Annotated in this window: 16 protein-coding genes and 1 riboswitch; of the genes, 6 read left to right on the top strand and 10 right to left on the bottom strand. The window is 72.4% G+C overall.

The window, feature by feature from the left end; all coding sequences use genetic code 11:
• Positions 1-115: 115 nt before the first annotated feature.
• The 4 genes from HGB44_RS01770 to thrC all read right to left on the bottom strand — a co-directional run bounded on the left by HGB44_RS01770 (position 116) and on the right by thrC (position 3,269).
• Entirely contained in the window at positions 116-709 is a 594-nt protein-coding gene (locus HGB44_RS01770) for a PadR family transcriptional regulator (protein WP_061079462.1), read from the bottom strand.
• Between the two features lie 84 nt (positions 710-793).
• A complete protein-coding gene (locus HGB44_RS01765; protein WP_061079463.1) occupies positions 794-1,276 on the bottom strand; it encodes a GNAT family N-acetyltransferase in 483 nt (160 codons plus the stop codon).
• Between the two features lie 173 nt (positions 1,277-1,449).
• Positions 1,450-1,728, bottom strand: a complete 279-nt coding sequence (locus HGB44_RS01760) for a ubiquitin-like small modifier protein 1 (protein ID WP_061079464.1) — start codon at positions 1,726-1,728, stop codon at positions 1,450-1,452.
• A gap of 281 nt (positions 1,729-2,009) precedes the next feature.
• Positions 2,010-3,269 carry a threonine synthase gene (gene thrC / locus HGB44_RS01755; protein WP_061079465.1) on the bottom strand — a complete coding sequence of 420 codons (1,260 nt, stop codon included), beginning with the start codon at positions 3,267-3,269 and terminating at the stop codon, positions 2,010-2,012.
• Between the two features lie 13 nt (positions 3,270-3,282).
• Positions 3,283-3,424, bottom strand: a riboswitch (SAM riboswitch).
• Positions 3,425-3,707: 283 nt separating this feature from the next.
• On the opposite strand from thrC, the gene HGB44_RS01750 reads away from it, so the two are divergent.
• Positions 3,708-5,144, top strand: a complete 1,437-nt coding sequence (locus HGB44_RS01750; protein ID WP_061079466.1) for an alpha,alpha-trehalose-phosphate synthase (UDP-forming) — start codon at positions 3,708-3,710, stop codon at positions 5,142-5,144.
• Between the two features lie 184 nt (positions 5,145-5,328).
• On the opposite strand, the gene HGB44_RS01745 is transcribed toward HGB44_RS01750, so the two are convergent.
• The 3 genes from HGB44_RS01745 to HGB44_RS01735 all read right to left on the bottom strand — a co-directional run bounded on the left by HGB44_RS01745 (position 5,329) and on the right by HGB44_RS01735 (position 8,452).
• Positions 5,329-5,925, bottom strand: a complete 597-nt coding sequence (locus tag HGB44_RS01745) for a GrpB family protein (RefSeq protein ID WP_061079467.1) — start codon at positions 5,923-5,925, stop codon at positions 5,329-5,331.
• A gap of 206 nt (positions 5,926-6,131) precedes the next feature.
• Complete coding sequence (locus HGB44_RS01740) at positions 6,132-6,908, bottom strand: class I SAM-dependent methyltransferase (protein ID WP_061079468.1); 777 nt, start codon at positions 6,906-6,908, stop codon at positions 6,132-6,134.
• Positions 6,909-7,282: 374 nt separating this feature from the next.
• Positions 7,283-8,452: a S8 family serine peptidase gene (locus tag HGB44_RS01735; RefSeq protein ID WP_061079469.1), complete on the bottom strand. Its 1,170-nt coding sequence runs from the start codon at positions 8,450-8,452 to the stop codon at positions 7,283-7,285.
• Between the two features lie 228 nt (positions 8,453-8,680).
• Here HGB44_RS01735 and HGB44_RS01730 point away from each other — a divergent pair, with 228 nt between their 5' ends.
• On the top strand, positions 8,681-8,965 hold the full coding sequence (locus HGB44_RS01730; RefSeq protein WP_013155209.1) for a DUF3263 domain-containing protein: 285 nt from the start codon (positions 8,681-8,683) through the stop codon (positions 8,963-8,965).
• 280 nt (positions 8,966-9,245) lie between these two features.
• Positions 9,246-10,076 carry a trehalose-phosphatase gene (gene otsB, locus HGB44_RS01725; protein WP_061079470.1) on the top strand — a complete coding sequence of 277 codons (831 nt, stop codon included), beginning with the start codon at positions 9,246-9,248 and terminating at the stop codon, positions 10,074-10,076.
• A gap of 246 nt (positions 10,077-10,322) precedes the next feature.
• Here the strand turns inward: otsB and HGB44_RS01720 are convergent, their stop codons facing one another.
• The gene (locus tag HGB44_RS01720) at positions 10,323-11,354 is read right to left on the bottom strand and encodes a serine hydrolase domain-containing protein (RefSeq protein ID WP_061079471.1); all 1,032 of its coding nucleotides are present in this window, start codon (positions 11,352-11,354) and stop codon (positions 10,323-10,325) included.
• A 169-nt stretch (positions 11,355-11,523) separates the two neighbouring features.
• Here HGB44_RS01720 and argJ point away from each other — a divergent pair, with 169 nt between their 5' ends.
• A complete protein-coding gene (gene argJ, locus HGB44_RS01715; protein ID WP_061079472.1) occupies positions 11,524-12,684 on the top strand; it encodes a bifunctional glutamate N-acetyltransferase/amino-acid acetyltransferase ArgJ in 1,161 nt (386 codons plus the stop codon).
• Between the two features lie 196 nt (positions 12,685-12,880).
• Here argJ and HGB44_RS01710 read toward each other — a convergent pair whose 3' ends face one another.
• Complete coding sequence (locus HGB44_RS01710) at positions 12,881-13,669, bottom strand: SDR family NAD(P)-dependent oxidoreductase (RefSeq protein ID WP_061079473.1); 789 nt, start codon at positions 13,667-13,669, stop codon at positions 12,881-12,883.
• Between the two features lie 296 nt (positions 13,670-13,965).
• Between HGB44_RS01710 and HGB44_RS01705 the strand changes: the two genes are divergently transcribed.
• Positions 13,966-14,271 carry an AbrB/MazE/SpoVT family DNA-binding domain-containing protein gene (locus tag HGB44_RS01705; protein WP_231972348.1) on the top strand — a complete coding sequence of 102 codons (306 nt, stop codon included), beginning with the start codon at positions 13,966-13,968 and terminating at the stop codon, positions 14,269-14,271.
• Positions 14,272-14,357: 86 nt separating this feature from the next.
• On the top strand, positions 14,358-14,576 hold the full coding sequence (locus tag HGB44_RS01700) for a hypothetical protein (protein WP_061079474.1): 219 nt from the start codon (positions 14,358-14,360) through the stop codon (positions 14,574-14,576).
• A gap of 347 nt (positions 14,577-14,923) precedes the next feature.
• Here the strand turns inward: HGB44_RS01700 and HGB44_RS01695 are convergent, their stop codons facing one another.
• Positions 14,924-16,516: an MFS transporter gene (locus HGB44_RS01695; RefSeq protein WP_061079475.1), complete on the bottom strand. Its 1,593-nt coding sequence runs from the start codon at positions 16,514-16,516 to the stop codon at positions 14,924-14,926.
• Positions 16,517-16,647 lie beyond the last annotated feature (131 nt).

The raw sequence follows: 16,647 nt of genomic DNA, 5'->3' as shown, positions 1-16,647 counted from the left end.
GGATATTCAAACTTTAATAAGAGCTCGGTCCGCCCCCGGGGTCCGCCCCGGACAGCGGGGAGGGACCCGCCCGGACGAAGGAAGGCCGAGGCGACGGGACCGGAGCGCCGCCGGGTCAGCGGTCGCGGGCGGCCGCCCCCGGCACCGGGGGCAGCCCGAACGCGTCGGGGCCGTCGTCGGCCATGGTGTACTCCCCGGCCCGCAGGGAGGCGACGAGGCCGCGCGTCCAGCTGGCCTCGGCCCCGATCGTGCCCCGCCACAGGCCGAAGAGCTCGCGCACGTGCACCGGCTTGCCCCACCCGTCGGAGGGCCGCAGCTCCTCGTCGGTCCTCTCCAACAGCTCCAGGCGCTGTTCCAGCAGGCCGACGACCTCCGCGCGCGGCAGGGCGGTCATGAGGGTGACCGCCGCGAAGAGCATCGCGGGGTCCTCCCTGCGGGCGAGCCCACGGCGGATGAGGCGGTACAGCTCGGCCTCGCCGTCCCCGGTGATCGCGTAGGAGACGCGGTCGACCACCTCGTCCCCCTCGGCGACGAACTCGCGCAGCCTGCCCTCCTGGGAGAGCTTGCGCAGGGCGTGGTAGATGGAGCCCCACTTGATGTTGGCCCAGTGCTCGGTTCCCCAGTCCAGGAGCTGACGACCCACCCGGTATCCGTGGGCCTGCCCCTCCATGCGCACCACACCCAGGACCAACAGCCGTGTCGCCGACATCTCCACCCTCGTTCGACCGGAATCCCTTCCAGCCTACGAGCAGCGGCGCCGCGGTCCGGCGCGCCCCGACCAGGCCACCAGGCATCACAGCTTGCGGAAGTACCGCACGATCGGCAGCGCGGTGTAGCCGGCGCGCTCGTAGGTGGCGCGGGCCGGGGCGTGCCCGTCGTCACCGCCCGTCTCGACCACGGCCACCGCAGCGCCCTGCTCGCGGATCCAGTCGGTGGCGGCCCCGGTCAGCGCCGTCCCGATGCCCCTCCCCTGGTGGCCGGGGTCGACGGCGAGCAGGTGGATCTCCCCCATGTCGTCGTCGGGCAGCATCCTGGCGGTGGCGAAGCCCGCGACCGCGCCGTCGGCCTCGGCGACCCACACCCGCTGGTCGTCGGCGTCGACGCTCCCGGCCACCTCGTCGTGCTGGCTCCGCCGCCAGTCCGGGACCAGGACCGGGTAGACCTCCTCGCCCAGGACCCGGCGCAGCGACGCGTGCACCGGTTCCCACGCGCGCAGTGCCAGAGCGATGACCGCTTCCCTGTCGGGTTCCCGGAACAGCCGGATCTCGATGCCCATGCGCACAGGCTAGACAGCGCCGATTCCGGGCGCACCGGGTTTTCCGGTGCGGTCGCCCGCACCGGCCCTCCGGAAACCCCGTGGGCCCCGACCGCCCGCGCCGGCCCTCCGGTGAACGCCGAAGGGGCGGCCCCGGCGCCCTGACGCGCCGCGGCCGCCCCTCGCGGTGGGACTCAGCAGCCCCCGGCGACCGCCGGGATGATGGAGACCTGGGCGCCGTCGGCGACCTCGGTCTGGAGGCCCTTCTCGAAGCGCACGTCCTCGTCGCCGATGTAGACGTTGACGAAGCGGCGCACCTTGCCGCCGTCGTCCAGGATGCGGGCGCGGATGCCGGGGTAGTTGGCCTCCAGGTCGTCGAGGACCTCGGCCAGGGTGGCGCCCTCGGCGGAGACCTCGGAGGCGTCGTTGGTGTAGGTGCGCAGGATGGTGGGCACGCGGACGCTGGCGCTCATGGCGGACTTCCTTCTCGTGGGAGATGACGGGTGGTCGGGACGGCCGGGGCCTGTTCCCTGGCCGGGCCCCGGCCGACGGGCCCCGGACGAGGGCCGAGGCGAGGCGGAGGGCCCAAGGGGTGATGTCCGGGCGCCCACGGGGTTCTGGAGGTGGCGGAGACGGGTTCGCGAGGAACGGTCGAATCCGCCGGAGACACCACTGTGCCTGCTACAACCCGATTCCCGTGCTCCGGGCGCCCGAACACGGGTCAAGGCGAAGCGGAGGCCCCGGAAAGCACTGTCTAGGCCAGACCGGCGTCGGTGAAGGCGCTCAGCGACGGCTTGATCGTGGCGCTCACCCCGGCGTCGACGGCGTTCAGGGTCTTGAGCCCGTCACCGGTGTTGAGCACGACGGTCTCGGCCTTCGGGTCGAGCCTGCCCTCGCGGACGAGCTTGCGCAGCACTCCGGTGGTGACGCCGCCCGCGGTCTCGGCGAAGATGCCCTCGGTGCGGGCGAGGAGCTTGATGGAGTCGACGATCTCGTCGTCGCCCACGTGCTCCACCGATCCGCCCGTGCGCTTGGCGATGTCCAGCACGTACGGCCCGTCGGCCGGGTTGCCGATGGCCAGCGACTTGGCGATGGTGTCGGGCTTGACCGGCTGGATGACGTCGATGCCCTTGTCCCAGGCCTGCGCGACCGGGGAGCAGCCCGTGGCCTGGGCGCCGAAGATCCGGTACGGGCGGTCCTCGACCAGACCGAGCTTGACCAGTTCCTGGAAGCCCTTGTCGATCTTGGTGAGCTGGGAGCCGGACGCGATCGGGATGACGATCTGCTCGGGCAGGCGCCAGCCGAGCTGTTCGGCGATCTCGTAGGCCAGCGTCTTGGAGCCCTCGCCGTAGTAGGGGCGCAGGTTGACGTTGACGAAGCCCCAGCCCTCGCCCACCGGGTCGCCGATGAGCTCGGAGCAGAAGCGGTTGACGTCGTCGTAGTTGCCGTCGATGGCCACGACCTTGCCCCCGTAGACGGAGGCCATGACGACCTTGGCCTCCTCCAGCCCGGCGGGGATGAACACGCAGGACTCGAACCCGGCGCGCGCGGCGGCGGCGCCGACGGCACCGGCGAGGTTGCCGGTGGAGGAGCAGGACAGGGTGGTGAACCCGAAGGTGCGGGCGGCCTCGACGGCGATGGCGACCACGCGGTCCTTGAAGGAGTGCGTGGGGTTGCCGGAGTCGTCCTTGACGTGGAGGGAGTCCAGGCCCAGCTCGGCCGCGAGGCGGTCGGCCCGCACCAGCGGGGTCAGGCCGGGCGCCATGTTGGGCAGCTCGGCGACGTTGGCCGGAACGGGCAGGAGGGAGCGGTAGCGCCAGATGCTCTTGGGGCCGCTCTCGATGTCGGCGCGGGTGACGGTCCCGAAGTCGTAGGCGACCTCAAGGGGGCCGAAGCAGAACTCGCAGGCGAACCTGGGGGTGAGCTCGTAGCGCTCACCGCACTCGCGACAGGAGAGCGCGGTACCGGGGCCGAAGGAGCGGGCGGCGGTGGGTTCGGTGGCGGTAATCGCCATGGCGAGGCGTCTCCCCTCATCTTTCCTGGCGGACACCTTGTCCCCAGGCCGGAGTTGGCACCTGTCCCAGCCGTCCCGCGGGTTCGCGGGTGTCACATGCTGGCATGGTTGCCGGGGCTTCGCAGGGCCGGTCCCTCCACCCCTCTGGATGAGCAATATGAAGTTTTGTGCTGGTCCTGTCGGATCCGCACCGCAACTGTAACGGAGGTGTCGGCCGGTTTTCCACGCCTGGTGATCCGGGTAACACGAAACGGCTCACATGGTGAGACGGCGCTGGTCCGGCCCGGGGAGGCGCGCCCGCGGCCCGACGCGCGTGTGACGCGCACCCCCGCTGACCCGCACGGGGTTTGGGGCGGCTGTCCACAGGCGAGACATAGGGTGAACCCCCTCTTCACCACCGCCCCACCCCGATCGCTTTTTCTCCGAGAGGACGACCACGTGGACAAGGCACAGATCCTCATCGCCTCCAACAGGGGACCCGTGTCCTTCTCGACCGCCGACGACGGCTCGCTGGAACACCGGCGCGGCGGAGGCGGGCTGGTGTCGGGGATGATCTCGGTCGCCACCGAGATCGACAGCATCTGGGTCTGCGCCGCCCTGTCGGACGCCGACCGGCGGGCCGCGGCGGAGGCGCCGGAGGCCCGGCTGGACCAGGCCCACGACCTGGACGGCATGCGGGTCCACATGCTGGACATCCCGCAGCAGGTCTTCGACGGCGCCTACACCGGGGTGGCCAACTCGACCCTGTGGTTCGTGCAGCACATGCTGTACGACACCCCCAACAAGCCGTCCTTCGGCTCGCGGTTCCGGCGGACGTGGGAGGACTACACCGCCTACAACAACGCGTTCGCCGAAGCCCTGGTGGCCGGAGCGGCCGAGGGCGCCCGCGTGGCCGTGCAGGACTACCACCTGGCCCTGGTGCCGCGGATCCTGCGCGCGCGCCGCCCCGACCTGCGCATCGCGCACTTCTCGCACACCCCGTGGGCTCCCCCGGAGTACTTCCGGATGCTGCCCGGGCAGGTCGCGCGCGAGCTGCTGGAGGGCATGCTGGGCGCGGACCGGCTGGGCTTCCTCAGCCCGCGCTGGGCGGACGCCTTCCTGCGCTGCTGCGAGGAGATCCTGCGTGCGAAGGTCGACTTCGGGCAGCGCACCGTGGAGTACGGCGGCCGGGTGGTCGGCGTGGGTGTGCACGCCCTGGGCGCGGACGAGGAGGGGCTGCGCCAGAGCGCCGCCGAACCGGCCGTGGCCTCGCGCCGGAGCACCCTGGAGGACGCGGTCGGCGACACGAGGCTGATCGTGCGGGTGGACCGCACGGAGCTGTCCAAGAACATCGTGCGGGGCCTGGAGGCCTACCGCGAGCTGCTGACCGCCCGTCCGGAGTGGCGGGGGCGGGTGACCCACCTGGCGTTCGCCTACCCGAGCCGGGGCGACGTGCCGGAGTACCGCGAGTACACCGACGCGGTGCTGCGGACCGCGAAGGAGATCAACGAGGAGTTCGCGACCCCCGAGTGGACGCCCCTGATCCTGGAGGTCAACGACGACTACCCGCGTTCGCTGGCCTCGTTCCAGATGGCCGACGTGCTGCTGGTCAACCCGATCCGGGACGGCATGAACCTGGTGGCCAAGGAGGGCCCGGTCCTGTCGGAGCGGGACTCGGTGCTGGTGCTGTCGCACGAGGCGGGGGCGGCGGACGAGCTGGGCAAGCACGCGCTGCTGGTCAACCCCTACGACACCGTGGAGACGGCGGAGGCGCTGCACGAGGCGCTGTCGATGCCCGGGGAGGAGCGGCGCAGGCGCAGGCAGCGGCTGGCCGAGGCGGCGGTGGCGCTGCCGCCGCGCCGGTGGTTCCAGGACCAGCTGCGCTCGCTGGGCTGAGGCCGGAGGCGTCGGGGCCCGGGGGCGCGTCCGCGCGCCCGGGTCCGCGCGGAGCCTGGGGACCTGCGTTCGCACGGTCCCGGGTCCGCGGGTTCGGGACCGCTGAGGGTCCGGGGTCGGGGGCGCGTCCGCCGTCGGGAGACGGTACGCGCCCCTGGTCGCGTCCCGGCGGACCGGGAGCCGGTCAGCCGGTGGTGCCCTTCCCGGCGTCCGCCTCGGCGAGGAGCTGCCGGACGATGTCGCTCTTGGCGTCGGCGTAGTCCTGGATGCGGTCCCAGGTGCGCCCGACCAGCTCGCGTTTGACCGCGGTGTAGCGTTCGCGCGCGTCGGCGTCGGCGATGAGGAGGTCGCGGAAGCGGCGCATGCGCTCCGCCTCCTCGCACCCCCGGCTGAACACGTGCAGGTTGAGGTTGACCTCTGAGCCCCTGAACACCCGGTGCTCGTACCAGTCGGGCTCCCTGATCACCAGGGGGTACCCGGCGGCTTCGAGGTCGGGCAGGTAGGCGGCCTCGTCCGAGGAGTCGGCGACGAGGAGCAGCAGGTCGACGCAGGGTTTGGCGGCGAGGCCGGGCACCGCGGTGGAGCCGACGTGCTCGAAGAGCAGCACGCGGTCGCCGAGGGCCGCGCGGACCCTTCCGTCCTCGCGCCGGAACAGGTAGGGCCACTTGGGGTCGTACTCGGAGAGGCGGACGCGCCCGTTGACGAGGTTGCGGAACTCGGGCGCGGTCCCGGCTCGCGGCTCGCCTCGTGAGGGCAGAGGAGACGCTTCGAGGGGTGACATTCTCCAAAGCCTCGTCCCCTCGGGTGCCCGCGTCAAGCCCGTCCGGCGTTGCTTACATATGCACGCGCAGACGTGACGTCACAGCTCGTCGGGGGTTCGTGACGTGCAGCGACCACGGACCGTGTCCGGTGTCCGGTTCCGGTCGGGAGGGCCGAGGCGCGCGCCCACGGACCCCGGCGGGCGGACGGGACCGCGCGGAACGCCTCCTAGTCGGGAACCGACACCACCAGCACCAGGGAACCCTCCAGCGCGGGCACTCCCCTCAGGTGTCCGAACCGGCGGTCCCAGGTCCCGTCGGCCAGGTCCCGGGACAGGTGGGCGGTGAACCGCTCGTGCACCGCCTCGTCCACGAAGCTCCACGCCGAGCAGGACAGGCGTGCGCCCACCTCCAGCAGGCCCTCCGGCCGCCCGTAGTAGGCCTCGTTGAACCCGTCGGAGCAGTCCAGGGGCACGGGGACGGGCACGACGGTGGTGGCGCCGCCCAGCCCCGCGGCCAGGGCGGCGATCGCGGGGTGGCGGCGGGCCTCGGTGTCCAGCACCTCGGGGGCGTACTCATAGAGCCAGAAGTCGCGCACCAGGTCCGGGTCGCAGGTGAGCACGGCGACGGGGCCCGTGGTGACCCGCCGGGCCTCGGCCAGTCCGGCCTCCAGGTCGCGCCACTGGTGGACGCTGAACGTGGCCATGGCGGCGTCGAAGGACCCGTCGGGGAAGGGCAGGCTCTCGGCGGCGGCGTCGACCGCCGCGGGCAGGCTGTCCGGGCGTTTGGCCCGCATGCTGGCGGAGGGTTCCACGGAGGTGACCTCGCGGTCGAGGGGCTCGTAGGAGCCCGCGCCCGCACCGATGTTGAGGACCGTGCGCGCGTCACCGAGCGCGCGGTGCACCGTGGCCGCGATCCGCGGGTCGGGGCGTCGGTGGTCGGTGTAGGTGCGGGCGATGACACCGTAGTCGGCGTCGCCAGCGCTGCCGTCGGCCATGCGCGTCATGTGCTCTCCGCCCTGTCGTGGGCGCGCCCGGGGCGGGGCGCCCGGCGGTGAGGACGCTATCCGCCGGGTGGAGCCGGACGCCAGTGCTCAACGTCCCCGCACCCGGCGCGGAGGATGTGAGTGACCCCACACCGGCGGTGCCGCGTGCCCGCCGGTTACGGCGCGTCCGGAACTGGAACCGGATCGCGACAGGGAAGTCCGGAACGGGCGCGCGGGGACCGGGACCGGGGACGCCCCGGGGCGGAGGCGTGGAGAGCCGGGGGGCAGTCCGCCGCGGGGGCTCCGGAACGGGCGCACGGGAGCCGGGACCTGCCCGGGACAGAGACCGTCCGCGCCCTCCCCCCCCGGGGGTGGGCGCGGACGGGTACGGCGGCTCAGTTGCCGCGCGTCCTGCGGCGGCGTCCGCCCTTCTTGCGGCGGCTGGCGGGCGCGGCCTCGGCGGCGCGCTCGGCGGCGATCAGCTCGTCCTGCTCGCGACGCTCGGCCTTCACGCCGTAGGGGTCGGCGGTGGAGCGGCGCACCCACAGGATCAGGATGAGGACGCCCAGGACCACGACGGCGCCGACGGTGACGAACCACGCCCACGCGGGCACCAGCCCCGACTGCTCGCCCCGCCCGGCCAGGTCCTCGTCGATGAGCGGGATGTCCTGGGCGACGCCGGAGGCCTGCTCCTCCGCGCTGGGCAGGTGCAGCGCGGGCAGGCCGTCGGGACCGGGCTGGGAGCCGTCCACCAGGGCGTCGCGGACCTGCTCGGGCCGCAGCTGCGGGTGCTCCGCGCGCATCAGGGCGGCGGCCCCGGCGACCATCGCGGCGGCGTAGGGGGCCCCGGTCACCTCGGCCTGGCCCGGCTCCGGCCCAGCCGTGACCAGGTCGGCGCCGGGGGCGGTCAGCGCGATCGTCCCGGCCCCGGGCGTGTCCGGGATGAGGGCTCCGTCCTGGTCCGTCCCCGCGACGGTGAGCACGTTGGGGTCCTCGTCCTCCCCCGCCGGACCGACGACCAGCACGCCGTTGTCGGCGGCCTCCTGGGTGGCCTCGGCGAGGCCGGGCCCCGCGGGCTCGGGCAGCAGGATGATCTGGGCGCCCTCCTCGGAGGCGAACCGCACGGCCTCGGCCAGCTGGTCCCCCGTGGGCAGCACGAGCGCGGTGGCCTCGGGGGCCACCCCCAGGACGCCGCCGTCGGCGTCCCTGCCGTGCCCGTGGGCCGCGACCAGTCCGGCCGCGGCGTTGCCCTGCTCGACGTCGCCGTCGTTCTCACCGAACTGCGTGTCCAGCTGGACGTTGTCGACCAGGTCCGGGTGCCCCTCGTCGACGGAGACGCCCGGAAGCGCGACCGTGGCGCCCTGGCCCTGGTTCTCCTCCCACAGCTCCATGGCTCCCACGGCCTGGAGTCCCCACTGCTCGGGACGGTAGTCGGGAACCAGGTCCGCCGCGGCCGGGACCGCGGTCAGACCGAGGACGGCGGCGGTGGCGGCCGCGAAGGCCGCGCTGGCCCCGCCACGGGCGCGGCTTGTGTGTATCCTGTTGCGGCTGTTGCCCCCGAGCACGTCAGGCTCCCTCGAACGATGCGGTCGACGTTCCACGCGGCCCTCCGGACCCCCGTAATTCTGTCACGAGCACAGGATTCAAGCGTGGACAAGTGGCCTGAGGGGTAGAAAACGTAACTGTATCCCTGGTGCCAGTCCTGCGGTTTCGGCTCCTCATCCGGCATGTCGAGTCGCTAGCATGAGTCGGGCCGATCCGGACAAACCAATTTCCCGTCCAGGGGGTGTCCCATGCCGAATATCGGTCCGACCGAAGACGGTCAGTCGGCCCTCGCCGAGCGCGAGCAGCGCATCCTCGCCTTCGAACGCCAGTGGTGGAAGTTCGAGGGCTCAAAGGAACAGGCGATCCGTGACGAGTTCGGGTTCTCCGCGACCCGCTACTACCAGCTGCTGAACGGGCTGGTGGAACGACCGGAGGCCCTCGCCTTCGACCCGATGACCGTCAAGCGGCTGCGTCGGCTGCGCGCCGACCGCCGCCGTCAACGCAACGCACGCCAGCTGGGGATCCAGCTCTGACGTTTCCCGTCCCTCTCCTTCGGGTCACCCGTACCCATCCCGCACCCCGGTGACGACACCGTCCGCACGGTCTCGCCGGGGCCTCCCGTCCGGGCCACCCCCGCGACGGGAAGCGGCGGTGCCGTTGCGTCCCACGAGGCCGACCGCGCACCCAACACCGCACGGACATCCGGTGAAACAGCCGTCACACACGCGGTGGAGTCCCGTCGGCGCGGGGTCGCGTCGGTAGTCTGGCGGTCCCGCCCGGCCCGCATCCGCGGCCCCACCGGAAAGGCCCGCCATGTCCCTGCCCCAACCCAGCACGGACGCCGGACGCACCGCGCTCGACGCCTTCCTCTCCGCACCCGAGCGGGCGCTGGCCGCCTTCGACTTCGACGGCACGCTCGCGCCCATCGTCGCCGACCCGCGCACGTCCGCCCCCTACCCGGGGATCGTGGACGTGCTCGCCGACCTGGCCGGACTCATCGGCTCGGTCGCCGTGGTCACCGGCCGCCCCGCCGAGACGGCGGTGCGGCTGGGCGGCCTGGACCGGGTGCCCGGCATCACCGTGCTGGGGCACTACGGCGCCGAGCGCTGGGAGGGCGGCCGCGTGGTCGCCGTCCCCGCGCCGCCCGGCGTGGAGGTGGTGCGCGAGGAGCTGCCCGGCCTGCTCGACGGTCTGGGCGCCCCGGAGGGCACCTGGATCGAGGACAAGGGGCGCTCGCTCGCGGTGCACACCCGGCGCACCGCCGACCCGGACGGCGCGCTCGCCCTGCTCACGCCCGCCCTGAGCGAACTGGCGCGGCGGTCGGACCTCCAGGTGGAGCCGGGCCGGATGGTCGTCGAGCTCCGCCCGCTGGGTGTGGACAAGGGCGCGGCGCTCACCGCGCTCGTCGCCGAGGCGGGTCCGCGCACGGTGCTCTACGCCGGTGACGACCTCGGTGACCTGCCCGCGTTCGACGCCGTGGTGGGTCTGCGCTCGCAGGGCGTCGAGGGCCTGAACGTGTGCTCGTCCTCGGACGAGGTCACCGCCGTGGCCGAGGCCGCCGACCTGGTCGTCTCCGGTCCCGCGGGACTGGCCGACCTCCTGGGCGGGCTCGCCGACACGATTCGCGGTACCTCCGGGGCGTGACACCTTCGGAGCGTGGCGCCCCCAGGCACGGCACCTTCAGGGCGTGACGCGCTGATGCGCTGACCGGAAGCGTCGGCGGTGTGGCGTGTGCGCTTCTCCTGCCAACACGCCCGTACCTGTCCCCGCTCCCGTCCGACGCGTGGGCGCGCGCCGGGTGTCCGCGGTGGACCGCGTTCGCCCGGCGCGGTGGCCACATCCGACGCGTGGGCGCGCTCCCAACGCCCGCCCTCGCCGTCACCGCCCGCCTCAGGACGACGACTCGTGCGCCTGCGGCGTGAGCGCCGACCGCGCGGCCGACCGCAGGTCCACCAGCCCGGTCCGGTGGCGCCCGTAGTGCACTGCGTTGGTGAGCACGCCCACGTACCGGCCGCTCTGCGGGTGCATGAACAGGCTCGTCCCGGTGAAACCGTTGTGGTAGACCACCCCCTCCGGGGTGACCAGCCAGCCCAGGCCGCGCCACAGCCGCGCCCCCGCGTCCACGTGCGGCTGCCAGCTCGTGCGCACGTAGGAGGACGGCACCGGCCCCCGGCCGCCGTCGTGCATCCGCAGGATCTCCCGGGTGAACGCGCCGAGGTCGATGGCGGTGCTGAACACCCCGGCGTGCCCCGCCACGCCGCCCATCAGCGCGGCCGCCTCGTCGTGCACCACCCCCCAGGCGGGAGCGGCTCCGGGGATGCGGCGCTCGGTGGGCGCCACGCCGGGCGAACGCGTCAGGGGGCCGAAGGCGGTGGAGCGCATGCCCATCTGCTCCCACAGGTCACGGGCCAGCCGGTCCAGGCCCGTGCCGTAGAGGCGTTCCAGGAGCATGCCGAGCAGGATGAACCCGCGGTCGACGTAGGCGTAGCCCGGCTCCTCCAGCGGGTCGGCGAGGATGGCCTCCGCGAGGTCCTGGTCGGTGCCCACGTACCTCTCCAGCCAGGTCACCGGGTTGAGGCGGCCGGTGTGGGTGAGGATCTGCCGCGTGGTGATCTCCGCGCCGGGGAGGTGGTCCACGTCCAGGTACTCCGACATCGGTGCGTCCAGGTCCATGATCCCCTCGGCGACCGCCTGGCCGACCAGCGGCCAGGTCGCCATGACCTTCGTCAGGCTCGCGACGTCGTAGGCCACGTCCGGGGCGGTGTCGTGCTCTCCGTCGATCCGGCCGACGGCGACGAACTCCCACATGCCGCCGGTGCCGATCACGGCGGCTCCGCCGGGCAGCCACCCGGCGTCCACCATCACCTTCAGGACGCCCCGAATCCGCGCCCCTGTCTCCGTGAGCCAGTCACCATCACGCACAACACGCCTCCCCCCGGGTGGTCTCGTCTTCCGGCGATACCCCGTTATCAGGTTGTTGTCACACGGGTCCCGGAGGCGCACAGGACGAAACCCTCGCAGGTCGCAGCCGTAATGAGGGCCGTGGGACGCGGCGGAGTAGTCTGGCGCCGGAGAAGCCCCGAGGAGGACGATGAGCAGCCAGACCCCCGTGCCCGCAGGTTTCCGCGGCGTGGCCGGAAACATCGGGATCAAGGACCCCAACGACGACTTCTTCGCGGTGGTGTCGGAGGTACCCGCCCGCGTGTCCGCAGTGTTCACCCGGTCGCGGTTCGCCGGACCCAGCGTGCTGCTCAGCCGCCGGGCGGCGGCCGACGGCAGTGCGCGGGGGGTCGCGGTGATCGCCCGCAACGCCAACGTGGCCACGGGCAGGGTCGGCGACAGCCACGCCCACGAGCTCCAGGAGCGCGTGGCGCGGGCGGCGGGGGTGCCGCCCGAGGAGGTGCTTGTCGCCTCCACCGGCGTGATCGGCCGCCCGTACCCGATCGAGAAGGTCCGCGCCTACCTGGACGCGCTGCCCGCGGAGTTCCCTCCGGCGGACCTGGACCGCTCGGCCGCCGCGATGATGACCACCGACACCCGGCCCAAGACCGCCTCGGTGACGGTGGGCGGGGCGACGCTGACGGGCATCGCCAAGGGCGTCGGCATGATCGAGCCGAACATGGCGACCATGCTGGCCTGGTTCTTCACCGACGCCGAGCTGGAGCAGCCGGTGCTGGACGAGGTGTTCCGCCGGGTGGTGGACCGCACGTTCAACGCGCTGAGCATCGACACCGACACCTCCACCAGCGACTCGGCGGCGGTGTTCGCCAACGGGCTGGCCGGGCCGGTGGACGCGGCGGAGTTCGAGGCGGCGCTGCACGAGGTGGCCCTGAAGCTGGTGCGGATGATCGCCTCCGACGGCGAGGGTGCCAGCAAGCTGATCGAGGTGCGCGTGACCGGCGCGCGCGACGACGCCCAGGCCAAGCGGGTGGCCAAGGCCGTGGTGAACTCGCCGCTGGTGAAGACCGCCGTGCACGGCGCGGACCCCAACTGGGGCCGGGTGACGATGGCGGTCGGCAAGTGCGAGGAGGAGACCGACATCCTCCCCGACAACGTGCGGATCTCCTTCGGCGACGTGGAGACCTACCCCGCGGAGGCCACGGACGAGGTGCTGGAGCGCGCCGCCCAGCACATGAAGGGCGACGAGGTGGTGATCGGCGTCGGCCTGGGCATCGCCGACGGCGCCTTCACTGCCTACGGGTGCGATCTGACCGAGGGATACATCCGGATCAACGCCGACTACACGACCTGAACCGCCGGTCCGGGCCCGGAGGGGTTTCGGACAGCCAAGTCGGTCGGTCACGGTCGGCGGCGCCGTGTACAGCGGAGGCGGCGCGGTCGTGAAGGCGGGACAGCGGAGACAGCACGGCGGAGGCGGCACCACCCTTGTCCACAGGGGTGGGGCCGCCTCTTCCTTCGCGGTTTCCTGGAAACTCCCGCGCCACGGGTCAGTGCACGCTGAGCCCGCCGTCGGCGGCCAGCGTCTGCCCGGTGACGAAGGCGGAGGCGTCCGAGGCGAGGAAGACCGCCAGACCGGCGAAGTCGCGGGGGAGGCCGTTGCGGCCGACCATGGTGCGGGCTGCGAGTTCCTCCTCGCGGCCGGGCACCGCGACCGTGTGCATCGTCATCGGCGTGACCACGAAACCGGGAATGATGGTGTTGGCGGTGACGCCGTGGGGCGACCAAGCCTCAGCCTGGGAGCGTGAGAGCCCGCCGACGGCGGCCTTGCTGACGCCGTACACCCCCGAGTTGCCGAACGCGCTCCACGTCTGCTGGGAGCCGATGTTGAGGATCCGGCCCCGGCCCCGCTCGGCCATCCGCGGCCCGCACGCCTGGCCCAGCAGGTACGGCGCGGTGAGGTTGACCGCCAGTGTCTCCTCCCAGACCTCCTCCGATGTCTCCCCCAGCGGGGGCCGGTGGTTGACCGCGGCCGAGGTCACCAGGATGTCCGCCCCCGTCACCGGTTCACTCGCGCAGAGCTCCCCGAGCGCGTCGCGGTCGGCCAGGTCGACCGGGGTGGTGCCGACCTCGATGCCCTGGGCGGCGAACTCCTCCGCCGTCTGGGTCAGGCGTCCGGCGTCGCGGGCCACCAGGTGCACGCTCGCCCCGGCGCGTCCGAGGGCCTCGGCGACACCGCGGCCGATGCCCGAGTTCCCTCCCGTCACGAGGGCACGGCGGCCGGTGAGTCCGAACAGTTCGTCCAGATAGGCCCGGTGCTGGCCGGTGCGGTCGCTCAAGAGAAGCCCCCTGTCGGGTCGTACGAATGGCGGGGCGGCGCAGGCCGCCGCTCGGTGAAGTCTGTCGCCCGGGAACGCGCACGTCGGAGGCGGCCCCACCCTTGGCCACAGGGGGTGGTGCCGCCTCTTTCTTTCTCTGCTCGGGCGTCCGATCGGAAAATCTCTAGTAGGAAAGTTGAACTCTCCGACTATTGGAGCCATTCTGGGAGCGTGCCCCCGGAAGCCCGGGGTACGAGCGCCCTGTTTCGGGGACGGGAACCCCTTGGACAGGCACCCCAGCCGGAAGGACCACACCCATGGGCGAGACGAAGGCGAGACGTCGGCGCGCGGTGATGCGTCGCAAGAACCAGGTCACCCTGCCCCGCGAGATCGCCGAGGCCCTGCACATCCGTGAGGGCGACGAGGTCGAGTTCGCCATCGCGGAAAACGGTCAGGTCACACTCAGGGGCATGACCTCGGTGCCCGCCGACCAGGCGTGGTTCTGGGACCGCGACTGGCAGCAGGGTGAGCGCGAGGCCAGTGAGCAGATCGCCGCGGGCCTGACCGAGGAGTTCGAGGGCGCGGAGGCGATGTTCGACGCTCTGGAAGACGAGGAGCGCTGAGGACACTGGCCACGTTCGCCACCACCCCCCGGTTCCGGGTCGACTTCAAGAAACTGACGCGGCAACAGGCGGAGCGCTTCCGGAAGGTGGTCACCACCGAGTTCGCACCCGACGTGCAGAAGGGGGAATTCCGACCGGGTCTGCGGGTCAAGGGCGTTCAGGGCGCCCCCGGGGTCTACGAGATGACCTGGGCACCCGACGGGCGCGCCACGTGGGAGTACGGCGACGAGCGCTTCCCCGGTAAGCCGCACGTGATCTGGCGCCGGGTGGGCACACACGCCGTCTTCAACCCCGGTCCGCCCTGACAACGGAGGCCGGACGACGCAGGAACTCCCGTCACGCCCTACTCCCCCGGCGGTATGCGGCCGGAACCGCACGTCGGAGGCGGCCCCACCCTTGTCCACAGGGGGTGGTGCCGCCTCCTCTTTCGCGGTTTCCTGGATACAGGGGGCCCACGGCCTCCGGCGGCATGGGCGCGCCCGCGAACCCGTGCGGCGTCGGCGTGCCCGCAGCCGTCCCCTCCGCCGTGAGGCCGTCCCCGCCCCCGTGATCTTGTACCTATAGCGCGTCTCGACCGTCCAACCTCGCTATAAGTACAAGATCATCGCAGGTCAGAACCCTCGCGGCACACCAGCAATTTCTGGCCGGGCTATCAGATGTGGACGGCCGGGCCGTCGGTCATCCTGCCCGAGCGCATGAACAGCGACAGCACCGCGGCGGCCAGCATGACCGCCGCCGCGATGGTGAAGGCGAGCTGCAGGCCCTCCATGAACGCCAGGTTGCTGGCCTCGGTCACGGCCGCCACGACCTCCGGGGTCGCGCCCTCGGGCAGCACCGCGCCGCCCTGGGCCACGACGCTCTGCATGCCCGCCAGCTCCTCGGCGGCGGGTTCGGCCAGCCCCGCGGCGGCGAAGTGGCCGGGCAGGGTGGAGACGATGGTCGCGGACATGACCGCGCCCAGGACCGCCGTGCCGAGGGAGCCGCCCAGCTGCATGGCGGCCTGCTGCACGGCCGAGGCGACACCGGCGTACCGCACGGGCGCGTTGCCGATGATCGCCGCGGTGGCGCCGGTCATGATCAGGCTCAGACCCATGCCGAGCAGGACGAACCCGGCCGAGGTGTAGAGCACGCCCGTGTCGACCTCCAGCAGCGACAGCATGAACATGCCCGCCGCCGCCAGCAGCAGACCCGCCGTCGTGGGCGGCCGGGCGCCGACCCGGTCCAGGATCCGGCCCGCGATCGGCGAGGTGACCGCCATCAGCGCGGTCATGGAGATGAGCTGGAGGCCCGTCTGGGCGGGGCTCATGCCCCGCACTCCCTGGAGGTAGAACGTGATGAAGAACAGCGACCCCATCAGGCTCAGCGCCATCGCGACCGTCAGGACGGCGCCGATGGAGACCGAGGGGTTGGCGAACAGGCCGAGCGGGAGCAGGGGCTGCTCCGCACGGCGTTCCCACACGAGGAAGGCCACGGCGAAGACCGCCGTGACGGCGAGCGAGCCCAGTGTGACGGGGTGGCCCCAGCCCACGCTGGGCGCCTCCACCAGGGCCCACACCAGGGCGAAGATGGTGATGCTCAGCAGCACGATGCCGGGAACGTCCATCCGGCTCCCGGCGTCGGTCGGCTTGTTGGCCGCCAGCAGCCACAGGCCGAGTCCGAGGGCGACCGCGCCCACCGGGACGTTGATGTAGAAGACGGACTCCCAGCCGAGGGAGCCGACCAGGACGCCGCCCAGGATGGGGCCGCCCGCCGTGGCGGCGCCGATGAGGCTGCCGAAGACGCCGAAGGCCCGGCCGAGCTTGCTGGGCGGGAAGCTGGCGCGCAGCAGGCCCATCGCCGAGGGCAGGAGCAGCGCCCCGAAAACGCCTTGCAGCACCCGGAAGGCGACGAGCATGATGACACCGGCGGACAGCGCGATCGCGACCGAGCTGAGGACGAAGCCGACCGCGCCCACGAGGTAGGTGTTGCGGTAGCCGAAGCGGTCGCCGATCTTGCCCGCCGTGATCAGGAAGACCGCCAGGCCGAGCAGGTAGCCGTGGGTGACCCACTGGAGCTCGGCCAGCGAGGCGCCCAGACTCGTGCCGATCGCGGGGTTGGCGACGGCCACGATGGTGCCGTCCAGCGCCACCATCATCACGCCGAAGGCGATGGCGACCAGGGTCGCCCAGGGGCTCTCCGTCCAGCGCTGCTTGCGCTCCGTCTGCTCCGTCTCCGGAGCCGCCTTCGGGACGGTCTGTGCGGTCATGGTTCCCCCTGCGTGCCGGTGCCGATGTCGTCGTCCGCATAATTATGTCGGCCGCTGACTCTTTGCAGCAAGTGCGTTTTGTCAGTCGCTGACGTAATCTGTTTCACACGGTATCCTCGTTCGTCAGACCT

This window comes from Nocardiopsis alborubida, from assembly GCF_012396365.1.
Taxonomy (GTDB): domain Bacteria; phylum Actinomycetota; class Actinomycetes; order Streptosporangiales; family Streptosporangiaceae; genus Nocardiopsis; species Nocardiopsis alborubida.
The sequence above is the reverse complement of the archived record's forward strand: the minus strand, read 5'-3'. Positions and strand labels throughout refer to the sequence as shown.

What these genes read in the sequence shown, in the direction of transcription:
- HGB44_RS01770 (WP_061079462.1), bottom strand. Translation starts at nt 709, where the DNA reads ATGTCGGCGACACGGCTGTTGGTCCTGGGTGTGGTGCGCATGGAGGGG.
- HGB44_RS01765 (WP_061079463.1), bottom strand. Translation starts at nt 1,276, where the DNA reads ATGGGCATCGAGATCCGGCTGTTCCGGGAACCCGACAGGGAAGCGGTC.
- HGB44_RS01760 (WP_061079464.1), bottom strand. Translation starts at nt 1,728, where the DNA reads ATGAGCGCCAGCGTCCGCGTGCCCACCATCCTGCGCACCTACACCAAC.
- thrC (WP_061079465.1), bottom strand. Translation starts at nt 3,269, where the DNA reads ATGGCGATTACCGCCACCGAACCCACCGCCGCCCGCTCCTTCGGCCCC.
- HGB44_RS01745 (WP_061079467.1), bottom strand. Translation starts at nt 5,925, where the DNA reads ATGTCACCCCTCGAAGCGTCTCCTCTGCCCTCACGAGGCGAGCCGCGA.
- HGB44_RS01740 (WP_061079468.1), bottom strand. Translation starts at nt 6,908, where the DNA reads ATGACGCGCATGGCCGACGGCAGCGCTGGCGACGCCGACTACGGTGTC.
- HGB44_RS01730 (WP_013155209.1), top strand. Translation starts at nt 8,681, where the DNA reads ATGCCGAATATCGGTCCGACCGAAGACGGTCAGTCGGCCCTCGCCGAG.
- otsB (WP_061079470.1), top strand. Translation starts at nt 9,246, where the DNA reads ATGTCCCTGCCCCAACCCAGCACGGACGCCGGACGCACCGCGCTCGAC.
- argJ (WP_061079472.1), top strand. Translation starts at nt 11,524, where the DNA reads ATGAGCAGCCAGACCCCCGTGCCCGCAGGTTTCCGCGGCGTGGCCGGA.
- HGB44_RS01705 (WP_231972348.1), top strand. Translation starts at nt 13,966, where the DNA reads ATGGGCGAGACGAAGGCGAGACGTCGGCGCGCGGTGATGCGTCGCAAG.
- HGB44_RS01695 (WP_061079475.1), bottom strand. Translation starts at nt 16,516, where the DNA reads ATGACCGCACAGACCGTCCCGAAGGCGGCTCCGGAGACGGAGCAGACG.